Origin of the sequence: Kitasatospora sp. NPDC057965 (genome assembly GCF_042887135.1) — a bacterium.
Classification (GTDB): Bacteria; Actinomycetota; Actinomycetes; order Streptomycetales; family Streptomycetaceae; genus Kitasatospora.
The window spans coordinates 273,400-290,145 of record NZ_JBHVPZ010000003.1; the positions used below are offsets into that span (position 1 = coordinate 273,400).

Below are 16,746 nucleotides of genomic sequence, written 5' to 3' on the forward strand. Positions count from 1 at the left end.
CCCGCCCTCCCCCCCCCCCACCCCCCCGGGCCACGCCCCCCCCCCCCGCGGCCCCCCCGGGCGGCGCCCGGGCACCGGCGGGGCCCCCGCCGAACCAACCACACATGCGTGGGCTTCCACCGAACCCCCGTGGTAGCGCCTACCGGGGGGTGTTCTTGGCGGCAGTCTGGGTCTTCTGGTTGTAGATCTCCTTGCCGTCCGCGTCGAAGGCGTGGACGTAGGAGACCGGCGGGAAAGCGTTCCCGTTGGCGCCCGGGGAGACGGCCGCCGTGTGGACGAACGCTCCGCCCGCCATGACGACCGGGTACTGCGTCGGGTCATCGCCGTAGCTGACGGTGATCTTGGCGACCTCGGGCGTGTAGTGCCCGGCCCCCAGCGAGAGATGCTGCCCATCACCGGCCGGCGCGCTGAAGCCGTCGAAGAACTCGATCCGGTGACCGGCGCCCCACAGGCGGCCGTTGATGAGCGTCGGAGGGGCCGACATGCTGCTGCCCTTGTCGCCCTTCGACTCGCACTGCACATACTTTCCGGCGGAGTCGACGGCGACGACCACGCCGTCGGTGTCCGACGAGGCGACGGGAGTGCGGACCGCGATCACCGCGTGGTACCGCGTCGCATCCGAGCCCAGGCAGGAGCCCAGGATCCCGGCGACGGCCCCGGCCTCGATCGGCACCGTCGCCGTGCTGGTGACGGTGAAAGCGGCCGGAGGGGCGGGAGAAGCCGGTGCGGAGGCGGCGTCCGAGGTGGCCGCTCCTTGTTGTGGTTCCGGTGATTGCTGCGGTGCCGGTGAGTTCTGCGTCCCCGGTGATGGCAGCGGCCCCGGTGAGTTCAGCACCGACGGGAGGGCCAGGCACAGCGCTGCCGCAGTGCAGGCCACTGCCGTGCCCAGGGCGCGCCGGCGGTGGCGGCGCCGGTCGGCGCGGCGGCGGATCTCCGCAGCGGGCAGGGTCGGTGCGGACATCTGCGTGCCGAGTTGCCGCAGCCGGTCGCCGAGGGTGTCGTGCGTGGGGTCAGACACGGAGCTTTCCTTCCTCGCTGGTCGGGGTCCGGTCGGCGAGTATGGCCGCGAGCGCGGTCCGGCCTCGGGCGAGGCGGCTCTTGACGGCGCTGACGCCGGCGCCGGTCTCGGCCGCGACCTGCTCGACGGACAGGTCGCACATGTGGTGCAGGACGAGTGCGGCCCGCTGTGCCTCGGGCAGGCACCGGAGCGCGGTGACCAGCATCAGGTGCTCCTCACTGGGCGGCTCGACGGTGGGTGGTTCCTGGCGGTGGTGGCGGCCGGCCAAGTGCAGGCCCCGGGCCAGCCGCCGCCAGCGGGAGTGGGCCAGCCGCCGGGCCGTGGTCCGGATCCATGCCTCCGGGGCGTCGTCCGGGTCGAGGGTGCGCCTTCGGTCCCACGCACGAATGAAGGCTTCCTGGACCACGTCCTGCGCTTCGGACCAGTCACCGGTTATCGCGTAGAGCTGCCCGGTCAGGCGGGAGAAGGACGCCGCGTAGAACGCGTCGAACTCCTGTGGCGTCATCAAGGGCCTCTCTCTTCTGGGACTGTCCGGCAGCTCGCGGCACAAGCGGGTCGTGAGGAGGCACTCCTCGCCCACGGCGGTGAAAGCCGTGCGTCGCGGGTGAAGCCTCCCGCCCTGTACGCACGAGCGCCGTGCCGGGGTCGCACCCGCGGCCTATGACATGGATCACGCGTGCGGGGTGCGACCCGCCGGGCATCGGGGGGCCTACAGGGGTGCCGGCGTCAACCGGACGCCCGCAGGAAAGGACACGGATCCATGCGCATCCGCCCGATCATGCTCATCGCCGCCACCGCGACCGCCGCGGCCGTCGCGGCCGCCGGGGGAATGGCCACCGCCGCGACCGGCACCTCCACCCCCGCCCCCACGATCCACAGCGAGCCCGCCGCCGCCCCGGCCACCACGCCGACCGCCACGCCGGAGGCCGCGCCCGCCGCCGCCCCGGCCACCGCGCCCGCCGCCCCGGCCTCCGGCAGCGGCACGGCCGTCACCGGTGCGCCTGGCGCCCCGGCCGCTTTCACCGTCACCAGCACGACGACGACCCCGATCGACGCCGGGACCGTCGCCGGGATCCTGGGCACCTGCCTGGGCTCCGACGCGTCGCAGTACAACGCGGTGATCGCGGTCCGCACCCCCGTCGCCTCGTCCGACACCGACGGCGTGGTCGTCGCCGTCAACTCCGCCGGAAAGTACGTGCAGTGCGAGACGAAGGGCAGCAGCGGCAACAGCCTGTCCTCCCCGCCGACCTTCATCAACGACCGCCTCTGGGGCACCGGTCACCGGATCGCGTTCTTCGACAGCTTCAGCGAGCCGGTCGCTCCCGGGCAGTACCTCTCGCTGGGCGCCGGGCACTACACGTCCGACGTCGCCAAGATCACCGTCAGCTACGGCGACGACCCGACCCAGTACCCGGCCGTGATGGCGGGCGGCGCGTTCGTCCACACGGCGGCCGTCTCCACCGACCCCAACGAGAAGCGCTTCCCCGCGACCCCCTACGTCCACGCCTTCAACGCCGACGGCAAGGAGATCTACAACCAGAAGGCGCAGCCCAACGTCAAGAACACCCACCGGTAGGCGTTACCAAGGGCACCCGGTGCGGGGCGGCCGTCCCGGCGGCAGAGCAGGTGGAAGGCCACGACGCGGCTGCGCTCCTCGGCGCGGCGCCGCGGCCTGACGCAGCCCGCTGCCGGGGCCGCGGCTCCCGCCGCCGCCACGTTCGTTCCGGTGCGGGAAGTCGGCCGGTCCGACTTCCCGCTCCTGCCCGCGCCCTGGGGAATGCGGGCAGTGCCGTGCTGGACCTGGCACAGAAAGTCGGCCAGTTCGACTTCCGGCTCCTGCCCGCGCCCGGGGGCGCCCGGCACAGGAAGTCGACCGGTCCGACTTCCTGTGCCGGGAGCAGCCGGATTGTCAGTTCTCCCGGCGGGGGCGTAGGGCGAGGGCGAGGCCGGTGGCGGCGGTCAGGATGCCGAGGAGGGCGAGGGGCCGCGACCACTCGCCCGCGCCGGTGTCGGTGAGGGCGGCCGGGAGGGTGAGGGCGGAGGCCGCGAGGGCGGCGACGGTGTGGGCGGGGCGGGGGCGGCGGCGGTCGGGGCCGAAGGCGTCGAGCAGCAGCAGGTAGGCGGTCAGCAGGACGGCGACAGCCGCGCCCCGCCAGAGGCCGGGCTCGCCGAGGGCGGCGAGCAGGACGCAGCCGGTCGCCAGCGCGGTGGTGCGCCGGGTGGCCAGCCGGGCCGGCCAGGTGGTGGGGCGGCGCTCCGGCTCGGGCGGCGGCGGGGCGGCCCAGGTCGCCACGGCGAGCAGGGCGACGAGTCCGACCGGCCCGACCAGGGCGGCCGCGCCGTCGTCGGCGCCGACCCCGGCGCAGGCCAGCAACAGGGCGTCGCCGACGACGCACAGGAGGATCCTCTCCAGCCGGTTCGTCATCGGGATCCTCCTGTGATCCGGCGGCGCAGCAGCGGCGCGAGGGCGAGGTCCAGCGCCTCGCCGGGAACGTAGCGGGCGACCGGGACGCCGCGCCCGCGCAGGGCGGCGCGCATCGCCTCCCGCTCGGCGCGCCAGAGCCGCAGGGCCAACGCACCCACCTCGTCGTCCTGTTCGACCACGGGCTCGCCGACCGGGATCTCCACCACCACCAGCGGGTTGCCGTGGTCGGCGACGCGGCCGAGCACCTCCAGGATCCGCTGGTCGGCGAGCGGGGTGAACGCGTAGACGAGGGTGTGGCCCGGCAGAGCGGTCAGCGGCAGCCGGGGCAGCGCGGGCCCGCGGTGGGCCCGGTCCTGGCGGACCTCCAGCACGCTCTCGACCATCCGGTACACCTGGCGGTCGCCGGTGCCGGCGGTGAGCCAGCGCAGTTGCCCGCCGACCGCGATCAGGCCGACCCGGTCGTGCCGGCGCAGGTAGGCGCGGGTCAGTCCGACGGCGGCGCGCAGGCTCTCGTCCAGGCTGGACAGTCCGGTGGCCGGGTCGTGCACGTCGTCGAGCGTGTCGAGCAGGACGACGGCGTCGGAGGCGCGTTCGGCGGCGAACTGGTTGATCTGGATGCTGCCGCGGCGGGTGGTGGAGGGCCAGTGGATGCGCCGCTGGCGCTCGCCGTGGACGTACGGGCGGACGCCGACCACCTCGACGCCGGCGCCGTCGTGGCGGGTGGTGTGTTCGCCGAGGCGCTCGGGCAGCCGGACCGGGATCGGGGTCAGGCGGGCGGTCGCGGGCACCGGGAAGACGTCCGCGGTGCCGAGCTCGGTCCGTACGGTGCGGCGGGTCAGGGCGCCGGCGTCGTGCACGTCGATGTCGACGGTGCCCAGGCTCCAGCGGCCCCAGCTGTCGGCGCGCAGGGCGAGGTCCACGCCGGTGGGGCGCACGGTCAGCGCCTCCAGGACGACGCCGGGGCCCAGGGCGATGGTGGGGTCGAGCGGGCCGGTCCGCCCGTCCTGGTGGATCTCGATGCGGGCGGTGATGCGCTCGCCCTCGAAGCAACGGCGCGGCTCCACGGTGACGGTGGCCGCCAGCTCGGTGGGCCGGCCGCCGCCCGGGGCCGCCAGGGCGAGCAGCACGGCGGGGGCGGCGGCCAGGGCGAGCAGCCAGCCGTGACCGGTCAGCAGGGCGGCCACGGCGGCGGCGGTGGCGACGGAGAGCAGCCGCAGGGTCCGTTCGGCGGCCCGCCAGTGCGGCGAGGGCGGGCTGCTGGGCAGGCCGTCGGCGGTGGCCCGGGCGCTGCGGGCGAGGATGCGGGCGGTCACCGGGTCGGGGGTGGGAGACGCGGCCGCAGGAGGCGGGCCTGCGGCGGGAGGCGAGACGGTCACCGCGCGGCGTCCACGCCCGGCCCGGCGGCGCGCGGTACCGTCTGCGGCGCCGGGACGCCCGCGACCACCCGCGCCAGCACCTCGTCCGCCTCGACCTGGCGCACCCACAACTCCGGCTTGAGGGTGACGCGGTGGGCCAGCGCGGGGACGGCGAGTTCCTTGACGTCCTCCGGTATCAGGTAGTCGCGCCCCTCCAGCATCGCGTGCGCCCGGGCCAGCTGCACCAGCGCGAGACCCCCGCGCGGCGAGGCGCCGACCTGGATCTGCTGGTCGTTGCGGGTGGCGTCGACCAGCGCGACGACGTAGTCGACGAGGTCCTCGTCGACCTCGACGCGCTCGACCGCGGCCCGTACGGCGAGCAGTTCGGCGGGGCTGCTGACGGTGTCGAGCACCGCCTCGGGGGCGGAGCGGTCCAGCCGGGCGCGCAGCATCGCGGCCTCCAGACCGGTGGACAGGTACCCCATCCGCACCCGCAGCAGGAAGCGGTCCAGCTGGGCCTCGGGCAGGGAGTAGGTGCCCTCGTACTCGATCGGGTTGGCGGTGGCGATCACCGCGAAGGGCTGCGGCAGGCGGCGGGTGGCGCCGTCGACCGAGACCTGGCCCTCGGCCATCGCCTCCAGCAGCGCGGCCTGGGTCTTCGGCGGAGTGCGGTTGATCTCGTCGGCCAGCAGCAGCTGGGTGAAGAGCGGGCCGGGCCGGAACACCATCTCGCCGCTGTGCTGGTCGTAGAACGGCGCGCCGGTGACGTCCGAGGGCAGCAGGTCGGGCGTGAACTGGATCCGGCGGAAGTCCAGGCCCAGGGTGGTCGCGAACGAGCGGGCCAGCAGCGTCTTGCCGAGCCCCGGCAGGTCCTCGATCAGCACATGGCCGCCGGCGACGATGCCCAGCATCACCAGGCGCAGCGCGTCGGGCTTGCCGACGACGGCGCGTTCGATCTCCTTCAGCACCGCGCGGACGCGCTCCCCGGCCTGCTGCGGCGTCAGCTCTCCGGGCCCGCCGTGGTCGCTCGGGTCGACGGGGGCCTGGGGGTCGGCGGTCATGGCTCTCCTGAGGGGACGGGCGGGACGGGCGGGACGGACGGAACGGACGGGACAGGCGGCTGCGGATGCCTCGGCGTCGGGACTCATGGCTGGAAGGACGCTCGGCCGGGCGGCTACAGGGACTCCAACCGGTCGACGAGCTCCCGCAGGACGTCCGGCGGGAAGGCCGGGGCCGGCGGCTCGCCGACCGGGTCGATCCACGGCCAGAGGCGGGCGCCGATCAGCTCCGCCGCCCGCTGCCGGTCGGCGGTGAGCGAGACGTGGTGCTCCTCCGACAGCCGGGCGGCGAACAGCCGTTGGAGCCGGCCACGCAGCAGCTGGGCGTCGCGGTCCGGCGTCAGCCCCTGGCGCACGGTCCAGCGCCAGTCGGACAGGCCCGGCTCGTGCGAGTCCATCAGCCGCGGCCGCCGGCGCAGGCCCACGTCCTCGGACCCGGCGCCGGCCACGTACCGGCCGGTGAGCAGGGCGACGGCGACGAGCACGGCCGCTCCGGCGACGACCGCCGGCGGGCCGCCGACCAGACCGAGCACCACCTCGGCGAGGACGGCGACGACGGTCAGTTCGGTCAGGCTGTGGCGTACGGAGCCGGTTCGGGTCGGCTGCCGTCCGCCCTCGGACGCGGCGGCGCGGCGGCGGGCGGGTTCGCTGCTCATCGACGGCTCCGGGGCGCGGCGGCGCGGTCGGCCGCGGACTGGCCGGCCCCGTCGGCGGCGGGCCGATCGCCGCCGTCCGCGGCCAGCCGGGCGGCGATGGTGTCCAGGGCGGCGCGGGCCCGGCGCACATGGCCGTCGTCCATCGCGTGGGAGGAGTACCTGGCCTCCCGGAACAGCTCGGTGAGCGCGTACGCGGGGGCCCGGTCGACCCGGTCGTCCGCGACGGCCCGCTCCAGCAGCTCCGCCGGGTTGTCGCCGATCCGCCGTTCCACGCCGGACTCGGCCAGCGAGCCCTCCATCGCGGCGTAGCAGGCGATCACGGCGGCCCGCGCGTCGGCGCCGTGCAGGGAGCGCCGGCCGGTCGCGACGGCGGCCGCGAGGGCGTCCTCCCCGGGGGCGGCCCGGCCGACGGCGGGCAGCGGGCGCGCCCGCTGCCGGGCGCGGTACCGGACCAGCACCACCCGGGTCAGCGCCACGACCAGGGCGACCACGAGGAGCGCGCCGAGCGCGTACAGCAGCAGGGTGAGCAGGTTGCTGCCGCCCTCGACCGGCGGGGTGTCCTCCGGGGGCTCCGTCGGGGCCGGCCGCGTCGGGAGCACCATCGGCTCCTGCGGGCCCGACGGCTTCCGCAGGCGGTTGTGGAGGGCGAGCAGCAGCAGCGGGACCAGCGCGGCGGCGGCGCCCAGCAGCAACCCGGCCGCCTCGCGCAGGCGTTCGGTCCAGGGCGTCGGCCCGACGAGCGGGCGGACCTCCGCCCGGAAACGCGCCGTGAACCATCCGACGAGCACCGCCCAGCCGAGGGCGATCAGCACCACGGGGCCGGTCGTACGGACCACCGCGTCCCCGGGCGGGCCCAGCAGGCCGTCGGCCGGCCGCAGCGCCGCGGCGGCGAGCAGCAACCCGCCAACGACCAGCAGCAGCGGTACCGTCCGACCGCCGACCGCTCCCCCGCCGGCCCGGCGACGGCTCCCGTCCGGCGGCACGTCCTCGGCCAATCCGACCCCCCGACTCCCCGAGTCACCGCGCCCGCGTTCGACCGTACGGCCGGGCGGCGCGTGCGTGGAAGCGTCGCACACCCACGGTCGCACTGTCACCCTCCGCCCGGAGCCCGGACCGCGGAGCCCGGACCGCGGAGCCCGGACCGCGGACCGCGGACCACAGCGCTACGGACCCCGCCGCTACGGCAGCCCCAGCAGGCGGGCCACCGCGCCCGGCGTCCCGGGGCCGTCCGCGTGGACGGCGGTGATGCCCAGTGCCTCGGCCGGGGCGAGGTTCGGGGCGTGGTCGTCGACGAAGACGCACGCCTCGCCCGGCAGGCCGAGCCGTTCCAGGGTGAGCCGGTAGATGTCCGGGTCCGGCTTGGCCAGCCCGACCTCGCCGCTGATCACCCGGACGTCGAAGAGGTCCCAGACGCCGGTGGCGGTGTACGGGTTGTAGGGGTCGAGACCGTAGGAGTTGGAGAGCAGGGCGACGGCCAGGCCCGCCGCGCGGGCCGCCCGCACCAGCTCCACCATCGCGGGCACGGACCGCACCCCGGCGTGCGCCCGGCCCATGAGGTCCTCGGGCTCGACCCCGATCAGGGCGGCCGTGCGGCGGTTCCACTCGTGCTGGGTGATGCGGCCCAGCTCCAGCTCCCCGTACAGCGCCCGCCCGGCGGGGTCGTCCACCAGGGCGCGCCGCCAGGTGTCCGGCGCGAGGCCGTTGCGCGCGCACCAGCCGCGCACGGACTCGCCGAGCGGGGTGGTCAGCACTCCCGCGAAGTCGACGATCAGACCTTCGTACGGCAACGTCCCCGCCCCTTCCGACCGTCCGCCCGGCAGCCACCGCGTCACAGGTCGCAGGGCACCCGTTGTCAGTGGGGTGTGCCACGCTACACGGGCCGCGACGGGCGGGTGACGTCCGCGGCCGCCGCACCACCGAGCACCAAGGAGACCACCGTGCCCTCAGCCGACGAGATGCTCAACCCGGACACCGTCGCCGGACTCGCCCGCTGCCTGGCCCGGACCGGCCACGGTGTCACCACCGACGCCCTCGACGGGTGCGGAGCGGCGCTGGACGGGCTCGGCTTCAGCGAACGCGTCGCCGCGGTCCGCGACGCCGTGCTCGCCGACCTCCCGTCCGACTACCCCGCCTTCGAGCGGGTGCTGCGCGAGGCGCTGCGCGACGAGGAGTTCACCGGCCCGATGACCTTCCCCGTCGGCGAGGCCGTCGCCGTCCGCGGTCTGGACGCCTTCGAACCGGCGCTCGCACTGCTCGCCGCGCTCACCCCGCGGCTGACCTCCGAGATGGCCGTCCGCCCGTTCCTGCGCGCCGACCAGGGTCGCGCGCTCGCCGTCGTGCGGCGGTGGACGGCCGACCCGGACCCGCATGTGCGCCGCCTCGCCAGCGAGGGCACCCGGCCCCGGCTGCCCTGGGCCGCCCGGCTCCCGGCGCTGATCGCCGATCCGGCGCCCGCCCTGCCCGTGCTCGACGCGCTGTACCGGGACCCCTCGGAGTACGTCCGCCGCTCGGTCGCCAACCACCTCAACGACATCAGCCGCGACCACCCCGACACCGCTGTCGAGACCGCCGCCCGCTGGCTCGCCGACCCGGCGCCGACCACCCTCCCGCTGATCCGGCACGGCCTGCGCACCCTGATCAAGGCCGGCCGCCCCGAGGCGCTCGCGCTGCTCGGCCACCGGCCCGACGTCCCGGTCGACGTCGAGGGCCCGCTCGTGCGCACCGCCGAGATCACGCTCGGCGAGGAGCTGGTGTTCGAGTACGCGGTGACCAACACCCACGACGAGAGCGCCAGCGTGGTCATCGACTACGTCGTGCACCACGTGAAGGCCAACGGCAGCCGCACGCCCAAGGTCTTCAAGCTCACCACCCGCTCGCTCGCGCCCGGCGAGACCTGGCGGGCCGTGCGCCGGCACGCCGTGAAGCCGATCAGCACCCGGCGCTACCACGCGGGCGTGCACCTGCTGGAGCTCCAGGTCAACGGCCGCCGCCACGGGGAGGGTTCGTTCACCCTGAGCCTGTGACGGGCCGCCGCCGCGCGAGCGCCGCGAGCACGGCGTCCGCCAGCTCGTCGGCCGCGCGGCCGCTTCCGGCGTCCAGCCGGTCCAGCCCGAGCCGGTCCAGCTCCGCCAGCATCAGCTCCTGGTACCGGACGCTGCGGGCCAGGAACCTGTCCATCAGGTAGCGCCCGTCCTCCGTCGCTTCCGCGTACCGTCCGGCGAGCCGGATCCGCTCACGGATCACGGCCTCGTCCGCGGTGAGCCAGAGCGCCGCGGTGCCCGGGCCGACCAGCCGTGCCACGCCGTCGGGCCACAGCGCCGAGCCCCCCAGGACGAGACCGGGGCCGTCGCCGTCCGTCACCCGCTCCGCGACCAGCTCCCCGATCACCGGTCTCAGCCGCGCGTAGTGGGCGAGCGCCGAGGCGATCAACTCGTCCACCGTGAGCGTGCGGTAGTGCTCCGCGACGTGCGGCGGCACCTCCCACCCCGGCACCGGCCAGGGGCGGCCCGGGTGCCGCGCCAGTGTGTCGGTCGACCGGTACTCGAAGCCGAGCCGCTCCGCCACCAGCCGGGCGACCGTCGACTTCCCGGTGTTCGACGTCCCCCCGATCAGCACCACCCGCAGCACCTCGTCCGTCATGCCGCCGACCCTACCCGGCGGCCGTGGACCGAGACCGAACCTTGACCTCGGACGGCCCGCCCCGACCCCCGCCCGCGCAGCTGGACGGGCCCTTCCCGGCCTCCCGCGACAGCACCACCTGCCGCCCGCCCCACCCGCGAGGGGACCCTGCCGGACCGCCGCCGGGCGCGCCTGCCACCGGCCGCACGACCCTTTCCACGGACCCGACTCGGGGGTGCTCGAACGCCCGCGAACTCCTGGGCTCGACCGCACCGAAACCCCACCGGAAGGGCCGCCCTTGAACCGCTCCATCCGCTCCACCGACGACGTCCTCGCGCTGCTCGACGGGCTCTTCGCGCCCGAGGCGGACCGCTGGACCGACCGGGCCGCCGCCTGGTGGGACGACCTCTACGCCGACCGCGCCTCCGGGCGGCCGTTCTTCGCCGCCGCGCCGGACGAGAACCTCGTCGCCCACCTCGACCGCGGCCTGCTCGCCCCCGGCGCGCGGGTGCTGGACCTCGGCTGCGGGGCCGGCCGCAACGCCGTCCACCTCGCCGCCCGCGGCTTCGAGGTGGACGCCGTCGACCTCTCCGCCACCGCCCTCGCCTGGGCGCACGAGCGCGCACAGGCGGCGGGCGTCGCACCGCGGTTCCACCACGGCGACATCTTCACCGTCGAACTCCCCCTCCCCGCCTACGACCTGGTGTACGACTCCGGCTGCCTCCACCACCTGCCCCCGCACCGCCGGATCAGCTACCTCGCGCTGCTGGAGCGCGTGCTGGCACCCGGCGGGCACCTCGGGCTCACCTGCTTCGCGGCCGGCGCGATGGGCTCGGAACTGCCCGACACCGAGCTCTACCGCACCGGGAGGCTGGACGGCGGCCTCGCCTTCACCCCGGACGAACTGCGCTGGATCTTCGGCGACTTCACCGAGCTGGAGCTCCGCCCGATGCTGCCGCAGGAACCCGGCTCGCCGCTGTTCGGCCTGCCCGTGCTGCTCACCGCGCTGTTCCGCAGGCCGCCCGCCGGGTGAGACGCGCGCCGGCGCGGGGTAGGAGGAGAGGCGGGGGTGGCCGGCCGTACCGGCCAGTGGAGCAGGGCGACACGAGGGGACGGGACACATGTCCGCCGACGAAACAGTGTGGGACGCCGCCGTCGGGCGCGGACTGGGCTTCCTGCACGGGGCGTTGGGCCCCGGCGGGCTGCCGTCCGCCCGGCCCGGCCTCGACCCGGAGCTGCGGGCACCGCTCACCGGCGCCGACGCCCGCCGGCGCCTGCTGGTCTCGCACGGGGTGGACCTCGGGTTCGACCCCGACCACGAGGGCCTGTCCGCGATGTGGGGCCTCGCCCTGCTGCGGCCCGACGCCGAACGGCCCGAGGAGCGCGAGTTGGTGGCCGCGCTGGCGGAGCAGGTCCGGAGCCACCGCGATCCTCAGCGCAACCGGTTCGGCCTGTTCCCGCCCGGTGTGCCCTTCCCCGCCGACACCGGCAGCACCGCGGTCGCGCTGTCCGGACTCGCCCGGCACGGGCTGCTCGCACCGGACGAACCGGCCGACTACGCCGGCCAGTTGCTGGACACCCAGATCGGCCCGGACGACGGCCCGATACCGGCCTACTGGGAGGACACCGACCGGACCTCCTCCCGAGGCCGCCGCTACGACGCGGTCATCGCCGCCGACATCCTCTTCGCGCTCCACCTCCCTGGCGCGGCGGGCCGGTTGCCGCACCCGGCGGCCGAGGCGACGCTGCGGTACGTCCGCCAGCACCTGAGCGGCCCGCGCACCGGCACCCGGTACTACGCCTCCCCCGAGGCCTTCCTGCACGCCGCCGCCCGGGCGGCCACCACCGTGCCCGAACTGGCCGAACCGGCACGGCGCGCGGTCGAGCACGTCACCACCCAGTTCGCCGACACCCCGCTCGAACTGGCACTGCTCGTGCTCGCCGGCGAGTACACGGGCGCCACCGCCGACCTGCCCGGCCTGCGCCGGCGGCTGGCCGGGGCACAGCTCCCGGACGGTTCCTGGCCGGCCGCCGGCTACTTCCGCACCGGGCACCTGCCGCTGTACTTCGGCTCGCCGCACCTCAGCACGCTGTTCGCCGTCCGCGCGCTGCGGCCCGAGACCCCGTCGGCGGGCTGACCACCGACGAACCGACCACCGACGAACCGACCAGCGGCGCGCCGACCGCCGACGGGGCGGGCCCGGTCAGTCGGCGAGGCTGAAGTCGCCGCCGACCGCTGCGGCGATCGTGTCGGCGCGGACCAGGTCGGTGAAGGTCCGCACCGGGGAGCTGCTGTCCGTGGTGCCGCCGTCGCCGAGCTGGCCGGAGGCGTTGGCCCCGCAGGAGTGGACCTCACCGTCGGCCAGCAGGACGACGGTGTGCTCACGGCCGCCCGCCACCTGCCGCACCCCGGTCAGGCCCGGGACCGCCACCGGCGTGACCCGGAAGGTCGTGCTGCCGTCGCCGAGCTGGCCCGAGGTGTTCTGCCCCCAGGCCCTGAGCCGGTGGTCGCCGCCGGTGACGGCCAGGCTGTGGTGGGAGCCGGCCGCGATCCAGCTGACCCCGCCGGACCAGCCGCCCCGGGTGTGGACCGGGGTGTAGCGGTTGATCGTGGTGTTGTCGCCGAGCTGGCCGGAGGCGTTGAAGCCCCAGGCCTTCACCGCGTTCCCGCCGCTCACGGCGAGGCTGTGGTTGGCGCCGGCCGCGATCCGGGTGACCGCGCCGAGGCCGGCCACCTGGACCGGGACGTTGCGGGCGGCCGAAGTCCCGTCACCGAGCTGGCCGTTGACGTTGTGGCCCCAGGCCCACACGGTGCCGTCCGCGCGCAGCGCCAGACTGTGGTGGAGTCCGGCGGCGATGGCGATCACCTCGTCGAGGCGTCTGACCCGGACCGGAACACTGCTGTCGGCGTCGCCCCCGCTGCCGAGCTGACCGTGGGCGTTCTGGCCCCAGGCGAGCACCGTGCCGTCCTCGCACAGCGCGAGGCTGTGGGCGCCGCCCGCGGCGATGTCGGTGGCGTCGCCCAGGTTGACGACCCAGTCGGGCGCGCCCCGGCCGGAGACCGAGCCGTCACCGAGCTGCCCCGAGCCGTTGGCGCCCCAGGACCGCACACTGCCGTCGGTCAACAGCGCCAGCCCGTGCCCCGTGGCCGCGCCCGCCCCGCCCGCGGCGGTCCTGACCACGTCGGAGCCGGCCAGCCCGAGCACGGTGGTGGCCTTGGTGTGCAGGGCGGCCCAGGAGCCGTCCCCGAGCTGGCCGGCACGGTTGTTGCCCCAGGCCTTGAGCCGCTTGTCCGCCACTTCTTCTCCCGTCGTGTCGATGAACGGCCGCCGCGCCGTACCCCCCGGGGTCGACGCGAGCGCCGCGCGCCATGCGTAGCCAATCAGACACCCACGGTGTTCGTGGGCCCGTGACGGGCCGACGGGGCTTCCGACACACGCAGGGGTGACACGGCGGTGCGGCAGCACGGGCGGGCGCCGCCGGAACGGACCAGTCCGGCGGGCGGGCGACCCGCCCCCGACCTAGGCTTCCGGCACGGAAGCTCCCCCGGCGGCCTCGGATCGGAACCCCCATGCACCCTGTCGTACGCGGCGCCGGAGCCCTGGGCCTGGCCGTGGCGCTGGCCGGCGGCCTCACCGCGTGCCACAGCGGTGCCCCGGCGAGCTCCGCCAAGGTCGAGCCGTCGACCCCCGCGAGCACCGCCGCCTCCCCCGCCACCGCCTCCCCCACCGCCACCGCGGCCACCCCGGAGCTGCCCGCCGCGCTCACCGGCCAGCAGCTCGCCTGGCACACCTGCCCGGCCCCGTCGGCCGCCCAGGGCGGCGGCCGGGCCCCGGGCGCGCCGTGGGAGTGCGCCACCCTGAAGGCCCCGCTGGACCACGCCCGGCCGGACGGGCGCACCCTCGACCTCGCGCTGATCCGGGCGCGGTCGACCGGCGGGCCGAGGATCGGCTCGCTGATCTTCAACTTCGGCGGCCCCGGCGCCTCCGGCGTCGCCACCCTGCCCGCCCTCGCCAAGGACTACGCCGACCTCAACACCCGCTACGACCTGGTCGGTTTCGACCCCCGCGGGATCGGCGACAGCGCCGGCGTGCACTGCCTGGACGACGCCGCCACGGACGCCTCGGCCGCCGTCGACGGCTCACCGGACGACACCGCCGAGGCGCGGGCGCTCGACGAGGCCAACACCGCGTACGCCGCCGCCTGCCAACAGAACTCCGGCGCCGTCCTGCCCTACGTCGACACCGTCTCGGCCGCCCGCGACCTCGACCTGCTGCGCCAGGTGCTCGGGGACGACCGGCTGCACTACTTCGGCTTCTCCTACGGCACCGAACTCGGCGGCGTCTACGCCCATCTGTACCCGCACAACGTCGGCCGCCTGGTGATGGACGCCGTCGTCGACCCGGACCAGGACCCGCTGCAGGGCTCGCTCGGCCAGGCCAAGGGCTTCCAGCTCGCCCTGGAGAACTTCATGGCGGCCTGTGCCGACCAGGCGGGCGAGGCCTGCCCGACCGGCCCGGGCGGCGCCGAGGGCACCCGGCGGATCACCACCCTCCTGCAGGGCCTGGACGCCGCCCCGCTGCCGGCCGACGGCGGCCGCAGACTCACCCAGGACCTCGCCGTCACCGGCATCGCGGCCGCGCTCTACAGCGAGGCGAGCTGGAACGCCCTCGCCGTCGGCCTCCAGGAGGCGATGCAGGGCGGCTCCGGCACCACCCTGCTCGCCCTCGCCGACGCCTACACGGGCCGCGACGCCCAGGGCCACTACAGCAACCTGCTCGCCGCCAACCGCGCCGTCAGCTGCGTCGACGACCGGCAGCGCTACACCGAGGCCGAGGTGCGCGAACAGCTCCCGGCGTTCCGTCAGGCCTCCCCGGTCTTCGGCGACTTCGCCGCCTGGGGCCTGACCGCCTGCTCGCACTGGCCGGTGCCCGGACGCACCGACCACCCCGAGGTCGACGCCCCCGGCGCGGCGCCGATCGTGGTCATCGGCAACACCGGCGACCCGGCCACCCCCTACGAGGGGGCCCGTGCGATGGCGCAGCGGCTCGGCCCGGGCGTCGGGGTGACCGTCACCCTGCGCGGGCAGGGCCACGGCGGCTACGACACCGGCAACCCCTGCCTCAAGCAGGCCGTCGACCAGTACCTGCTGGACGGCGTGGTACCGCCCGACGGCACCACGTGCGGGTAACAAGCCGTCACCAACCTCCCACCCCGGTCGGGGACTTCGCGACCTGACGCCCTACCGTGGGCCCCGGAAAGGGGACCACATGACCGCCAACCCGCCACGGCTGCAGGGCAACCGCCGCCTGCTCGACCCCGCGCGCCCGTTCCCCGAACGGGTCGCGCGGCTGGTCCGGGACTGGGAGGACGACGGCCGGGCCGGCTACCGCCTGGTCGACGGCCGGGCGCTGCTCGCCCTGTACTGCTGGCACCTCGACGCGACCCGGCGCGGCACCGCCGACGAAGCCCCCGCCACCACCGCGTACGTCGCCGCGGCCTTCGCCGCCAACGGGGGTGCGGACGGCTGGGACACGCTGCTGCGCGAGCGGGCCGACTGCACGTGTCACGGTCAGAGTTGGCGGCTGGAGAACATATCGATCTGTCTGGGCTGTCTGCGCTACGTCTGCTACCGGGTCGACGCCCCCTGCTGCCCCGGCGCCCGCATCGTCGGCTGAGTCCCGTCCGGCTCCCCCGTCAGCAGCCGGGCCAGCAGTGCGGCGGGCCCCTCCGGCAGGGCGCCGTGGACGAGTTCGGTGCGGTGCACCAGGCGGGGCGCCCGGACCGGGACGGCCACCACCCCCGGCGCGCCGGCCGCCACCGCGGCGGGCAGCAGGGCCGGCCCGTGTCCGGCCGCGACCAGGGCGAGCAGCCCGCGCACATCGGTACCCAGGTAGCGCAGGGACGGCCGGTAGCCGTCGACGGCGGTGGCGGCGCGCAGCCGGGCACCGGTCGGGGCGAGGGCGGGGGCGTGCAGCCAGCGGGCGGCGGACAGGTCGGCGAGCGCGAGCCCGGAGCGCCCGGCCAGCGGGTGGCCGGCCGGCAGGGCGACGGCGAGCGGCTGCTCGGCGACCGCGACGGTGGCGAGCGGGCCCACGTCGGGCAGCGGGAGCGGATCGGACGGGGCGGCCGGGCCGTCGACGAGCGCGAGGTCGACGGCGCCGGTCGCGACCTCGGCGGGCAGCGCGTCCTGGGCGAGCACCCGGACCGTCAGGTCCACCGTCGGATGGACGCGACGCACCTCGGCGAGCGCGCGCCCCACCTCCGCCCCGAGCGCCAGCGGTGTGGCCCCGACGGTGAGACAGGCGCTCGCGGCACCCGCCAGGCGCGCGATGTCGGCGCGCGCCGCGTCGATCCTCAGCAGCAGGGCCGCAGCGTGCTCCAGCAGCCGCGCTCCCGCCTCGGTGGGGCCGACCGGACGGCGGTGCAGCACCGCCGTGCCGAGGTCCGCCTCCAGCGCGGCGATCTGCTGGGAGACCGCCGACTGGGTGTAGCCGAGTTCGCGGGCGGCCTCGGAGAACGAGCCCAGCCGGACCACGGCGACAAAGGTGCGCAGCTGCTGCGGCTCCACGCGCTCATCACGTCCACTGATCGAGGGGTAAGCAATCATCGTTGG

At 76.0% G+C, this 16,746-nt stretch carries 17 protein-coding genes; 6 read left to right on the forward strand and 11 right to left on the reverse strand.

Going from position 1 to position 16,746, the window contains the following annotated elements; genetic code table 11:
• Window positions 1–139 precede the first annotated feature (139 nt).
• Entirely contained in the window at window positions 140–1,018 is an 879-nt protein-coding gene (locus tag ACFVVU_RS05130) for a hypothetical protein (RefSeq protein ID WP_387788436.1), read from the reverse strand.
• Entirely contained in the window at window positions 1,011–1,523 is a 513-nt protein-coding gene (locus ACFVVU_RS05135) for a SigE family RNA polymerase sigma factor (protein WP_380689809.1), read from the reverse strand. The genes ACFVVU_RS05130 and ACFVVU_RS05135 overlap by 8 nt, the downstream gene beginning before the upstream one ends.
• A gap of 255 nt (window positions 1,524–1,778) precedes the next feature.
• On the opposite strand from ACFVVU_RS05135, the gene ACFVVU_RS05140 reads away from it, so the two are divergent.
• A complete protein-coding gene (locus ACFVVU_RS05140; RefSeq protein ID WP_380689807.1) occupies window positions 1,779–2,594 on the forward strand; it encodes a hypothetical protein in 816 nt (271 codons plus the stop codon).
• Window positions 2,595–2,927: 333 nt separating this feature from the next.
• Here the strand turns inward: ACFVVU_RS05140 and ACFVVU_RS05145 are convergent, their stop codons facing one another.
• The 6 genes from ACFVVU_RS05145 to ACFVVU_RS05170 all read right to left on the reverse strand — a co-directional run bounded on the left by ACFVVU_RS05145 (window position 2,928) and on the right by ACFVVU_RS05170 (window position 8,299).
• Window positions 2,928–3,443: a hypothetical protein gene (locus ACFVVU_RS05145; protein WP_380682426.1), complete on the reverse strand. Its 516-nt coding sequence runs from the start codon at window positions 3,441–3,443 to the stop codon at window positions 2,928–2,930.
• A complete protein-coding gene (locus ACFVVU_RS05150) occupies window positions 3,440–4,756 on the reverse strand; it encodes a DUF58 domain-containing protein (RefSeq protein WP_380682425.1) in 1,317 nt (438 codons plus the stop codon). Before ACFVVU_RS05150 ends, ACFVVU_RS05145 begins: the two co-directional genes overlap by 4 nt.
• Window positions 4,757–4,815: 59 nt before the next feature.
• Entirely contained in the window at window positions 4,816–5,859 is a 1,044-nt protein-coding gene (locus ACFVVU_RS05155; RefSeq protein ID WP_387788437.1) for an AAA family ATPase, read from the reverse strand.
• 113 nt (window positions 5,860–5,972) lie between these two features.
• Window positions 5,973–6,512: a hypothetical protein gene (locus ACFVVU_RS05160; protein ID WP_380682423.1), complete on the reverse strand. Its 540-nt coding sequence runs from the start codon at window positions 6,510–6,512 to the stop codon at window positions 5,973–5,975.
• Complete coding sequence (locus tag ACFVVU_RS05165; RefSeq protein ID WP_387788438.1) at window positions 6,509–7,507, reverse strand: DUF4129 domain-containing protein; 999 nt, start codon at window positions 7,505–7,507, stop codon at window positions 6,509–6,511. The genes ACFVVU_RS05160 and ACFVVU_RS05165 overlap by 4 nt, the downstream gene beginning before the upstream one ends.
• A 183-nt stretch (window positions 7,508–7,690) precedes the next feature.
• On the reverse strand, window positions 7,691–8,299 hold the full coding sequence (locus tag ACFVVU_RS05170; RefSeq protein WP_380682420.1) for an HAD-IA family hydrolase: 609 nt from the start codon (window positions 8,297–8,299) through the stop codon (window positions 7,691–7,693).
• Window positions 8,300–8,449: 150 nt separating this feature from the next.
• On the opposite strand from ACFVVU_RS05170, the gene ACFVVU_RS05175 reads away from it, so the two are divergent.
• Window positions 8,450–9,535, forward strand: a complete 1,086-nt coding sequence (locus ACFVVU_RS05175) for a DNA alkylation repair protein (protein WP_387788439.1) — start codon at window positions 8,450–8,452, stop codon at window positions 9,533–9,535.
• Here the strand turns inward: ACFVVU_RS05175 and ACFVVU_RS05180 are convergent.
• Window positions 9,519–10,151, reverse strand: a complete 633-nt coding sequence (locus ACFVVU_RS05180) for a hypothetical protein (RefSeq protein WP_387788440.1) — start codon at window positions 10,149–10,151, stop codon at window positions 9,519–9,521. The two genes, ACFVVU_RS05175 and ACFVVU_RS05180, sit on opposite strands and share 17 nt — an antisense overlap.
• 277 nt (window positions 10,152–10,428) lie before the next feature.
• Here ACFVVU_RS05180 and ACFVVU_RS05185 point away from each other — a divergent pair, with 277 nt between their 5' ends.
• Window positions 10,429–11,163: an SAM-dependent methyltransferase gene (locus tag ACFVVU_RS05185; RefSeq protein WP_387788441.1), complete on the forward strand. Its 735-nt coding sequence runs from the start codon at window positions 10,429–10,431 to the stop codon at window positions 11,161–11,163.
• 88 nt (window positions 11,164–11,251) lie between these two features.
• On the forward strand, window positions 11,252–12,268 hold the full coding sequence (locus tag ACFVVU_RS05190) for a hypothetical protein (protein ID WP_387788442.1): 1,017 nt from the start codon (window positions 11,252–11,254) through the stop codon (window positions 12,266–12,268).
• A gap of 66 nt (window positions 12,269–12,334) precedes the next feature.
• On the opposite strand, the gene ACFVVU_RS05195 is transcribed toward ACFVVU_RS05190, so the two are convergent.
• On the reverse strand, window positions 12,335–13,429 hold the full coding sequence (locus tag ACFVVU_RS05195; protein WP_387788443.1) for an RCC1 domain-containing protein: 1,095 nt from the start codon (window positions 13,427–13,429) through the stop codon (window positions 12,335–12,337).
• 272 nt (window positions 13,430–13,701) lie between these two features.
• Between ACFVVU_RS05195 and ACFVVU_RS05200 the strand changes: the two genes are divergently transcribed.
• Both ACFVVU_RS05200 and ACFVVU_RS05205 read left to right on the forward strand, forming a co-directional pair.
• Window positions 13,702–15,321 carry an alpha/beta hydrolase gene (locus ACFVVU_RS05200; protein ID WP_387788444.1) on the forward strand — a complete coding sequence of 540 codons (1,620 nt, stop codon included), beginning with the start codon at window positions 13,702–13,704 and terminating at the stop codon, window positions 15,319–15,321.
• A 79-nt stretch (window positions 15,322–15,400) separates the two neighbouring features.
• Window positions 15,401–15,808, forward strand: a complete 408-nt coding sequence (locus ACFVVU_RS05205; protein WP_380682413.1) for a hypothetical protein — start codon at window positions 15,401–15,403, stop codon at window positions 15,806–15,808.
• Here ACFVVU_RS05205 and ACFVVU_RS05210 read toward each other — a convergent pair.
• Window positions 15,760–16,701 (reverse strand): LysR family transcriptional regulator, encoded by a 942-nt coding sequence (locus ACFVVU_RS05210; protein WP_380682412.1) that lies wholly within the window; start codon window positions 16,699–16,701, stop codon window positions 15,760–15,762. The two genes, ACFVVU_RS05205 and ACFVVU_RS05210, sit on opposite strands and share 49 nt — an antisense overlap.
• Window positions 16,702–16,746 lie beyond the last annotated feature (45 nt).

Excerpts from the sequence above, each read along its gene's own strand:
- ACFVVU_RS05135 (WP_380689809.1), bottom strand. The coding sequence starts at position 1,523 with ATGACGCCACAGGAGTTCGACGCGTTCTACGCGGCGTCCTTCTCCCGC.
- ACFVVU_RS05140 (WP_380689807.1), top strand. The coding sequence starts at position 1,779 with ATGCGCATCCGCCCGATCATGCTCATCGCCGCCACCGCGACCGCCGCG.
- ACFVVU_RS05145 (WP_380682426.1), bottom strand. The coding sequence starts at position 3,443 with ATGACGAACCGGCTGGAGAGGATCCTCCTGTGCGTCGTCGGCGACGCC.
- ACFVVU_RS05155 (WP_387788437.1), bottom strand. The coding sequence starts at position 5,859 with ATGACCGCCGACCCCCAGGCCCCCGTCGACCCGAGCGACCACGGCGGG.
- ACFVVU_RS05160 (WP_380682423.1), bottom strand. The coding sequence starts at position 6,512 with ATGAGCAGCGAACCCGCCCGCCGCCGCGCCGCCGCGTCCGAGGGCGGA.
- ACFVVU_RS05180 (WP_387788440.1), bottom strand. The coding sequence starts at position 10,151 with ATGACGGACGAGGTGCTGCGGGTGGTGCTGATCGGGGGGACGTCGAAC.
- ACFVVU_RS05190 (WP_387788442.1), top strand. The coding sequence starts at position 11,252 with ATGTCCGCCGACGAAACAGTGTGGGACGCCGCCGTCGGGCGCGGACTG.
- ACFVVU_RS05200 (WP_387788444.1), top strand. The coding sequence starts at position 13,702 with ATGCACCCTGTCGTACGCGGCGCCGGAGCCCTGGGCCTGGCCGTGGCG.
- ACFVVU_RS05205 (WP_380682413.1), top strand. The coding sequence starts at position 15,401 with ATGACCGCCAACCCGCCACGGCTGCAGGGCAACCGCCGCCTGCTCGAC.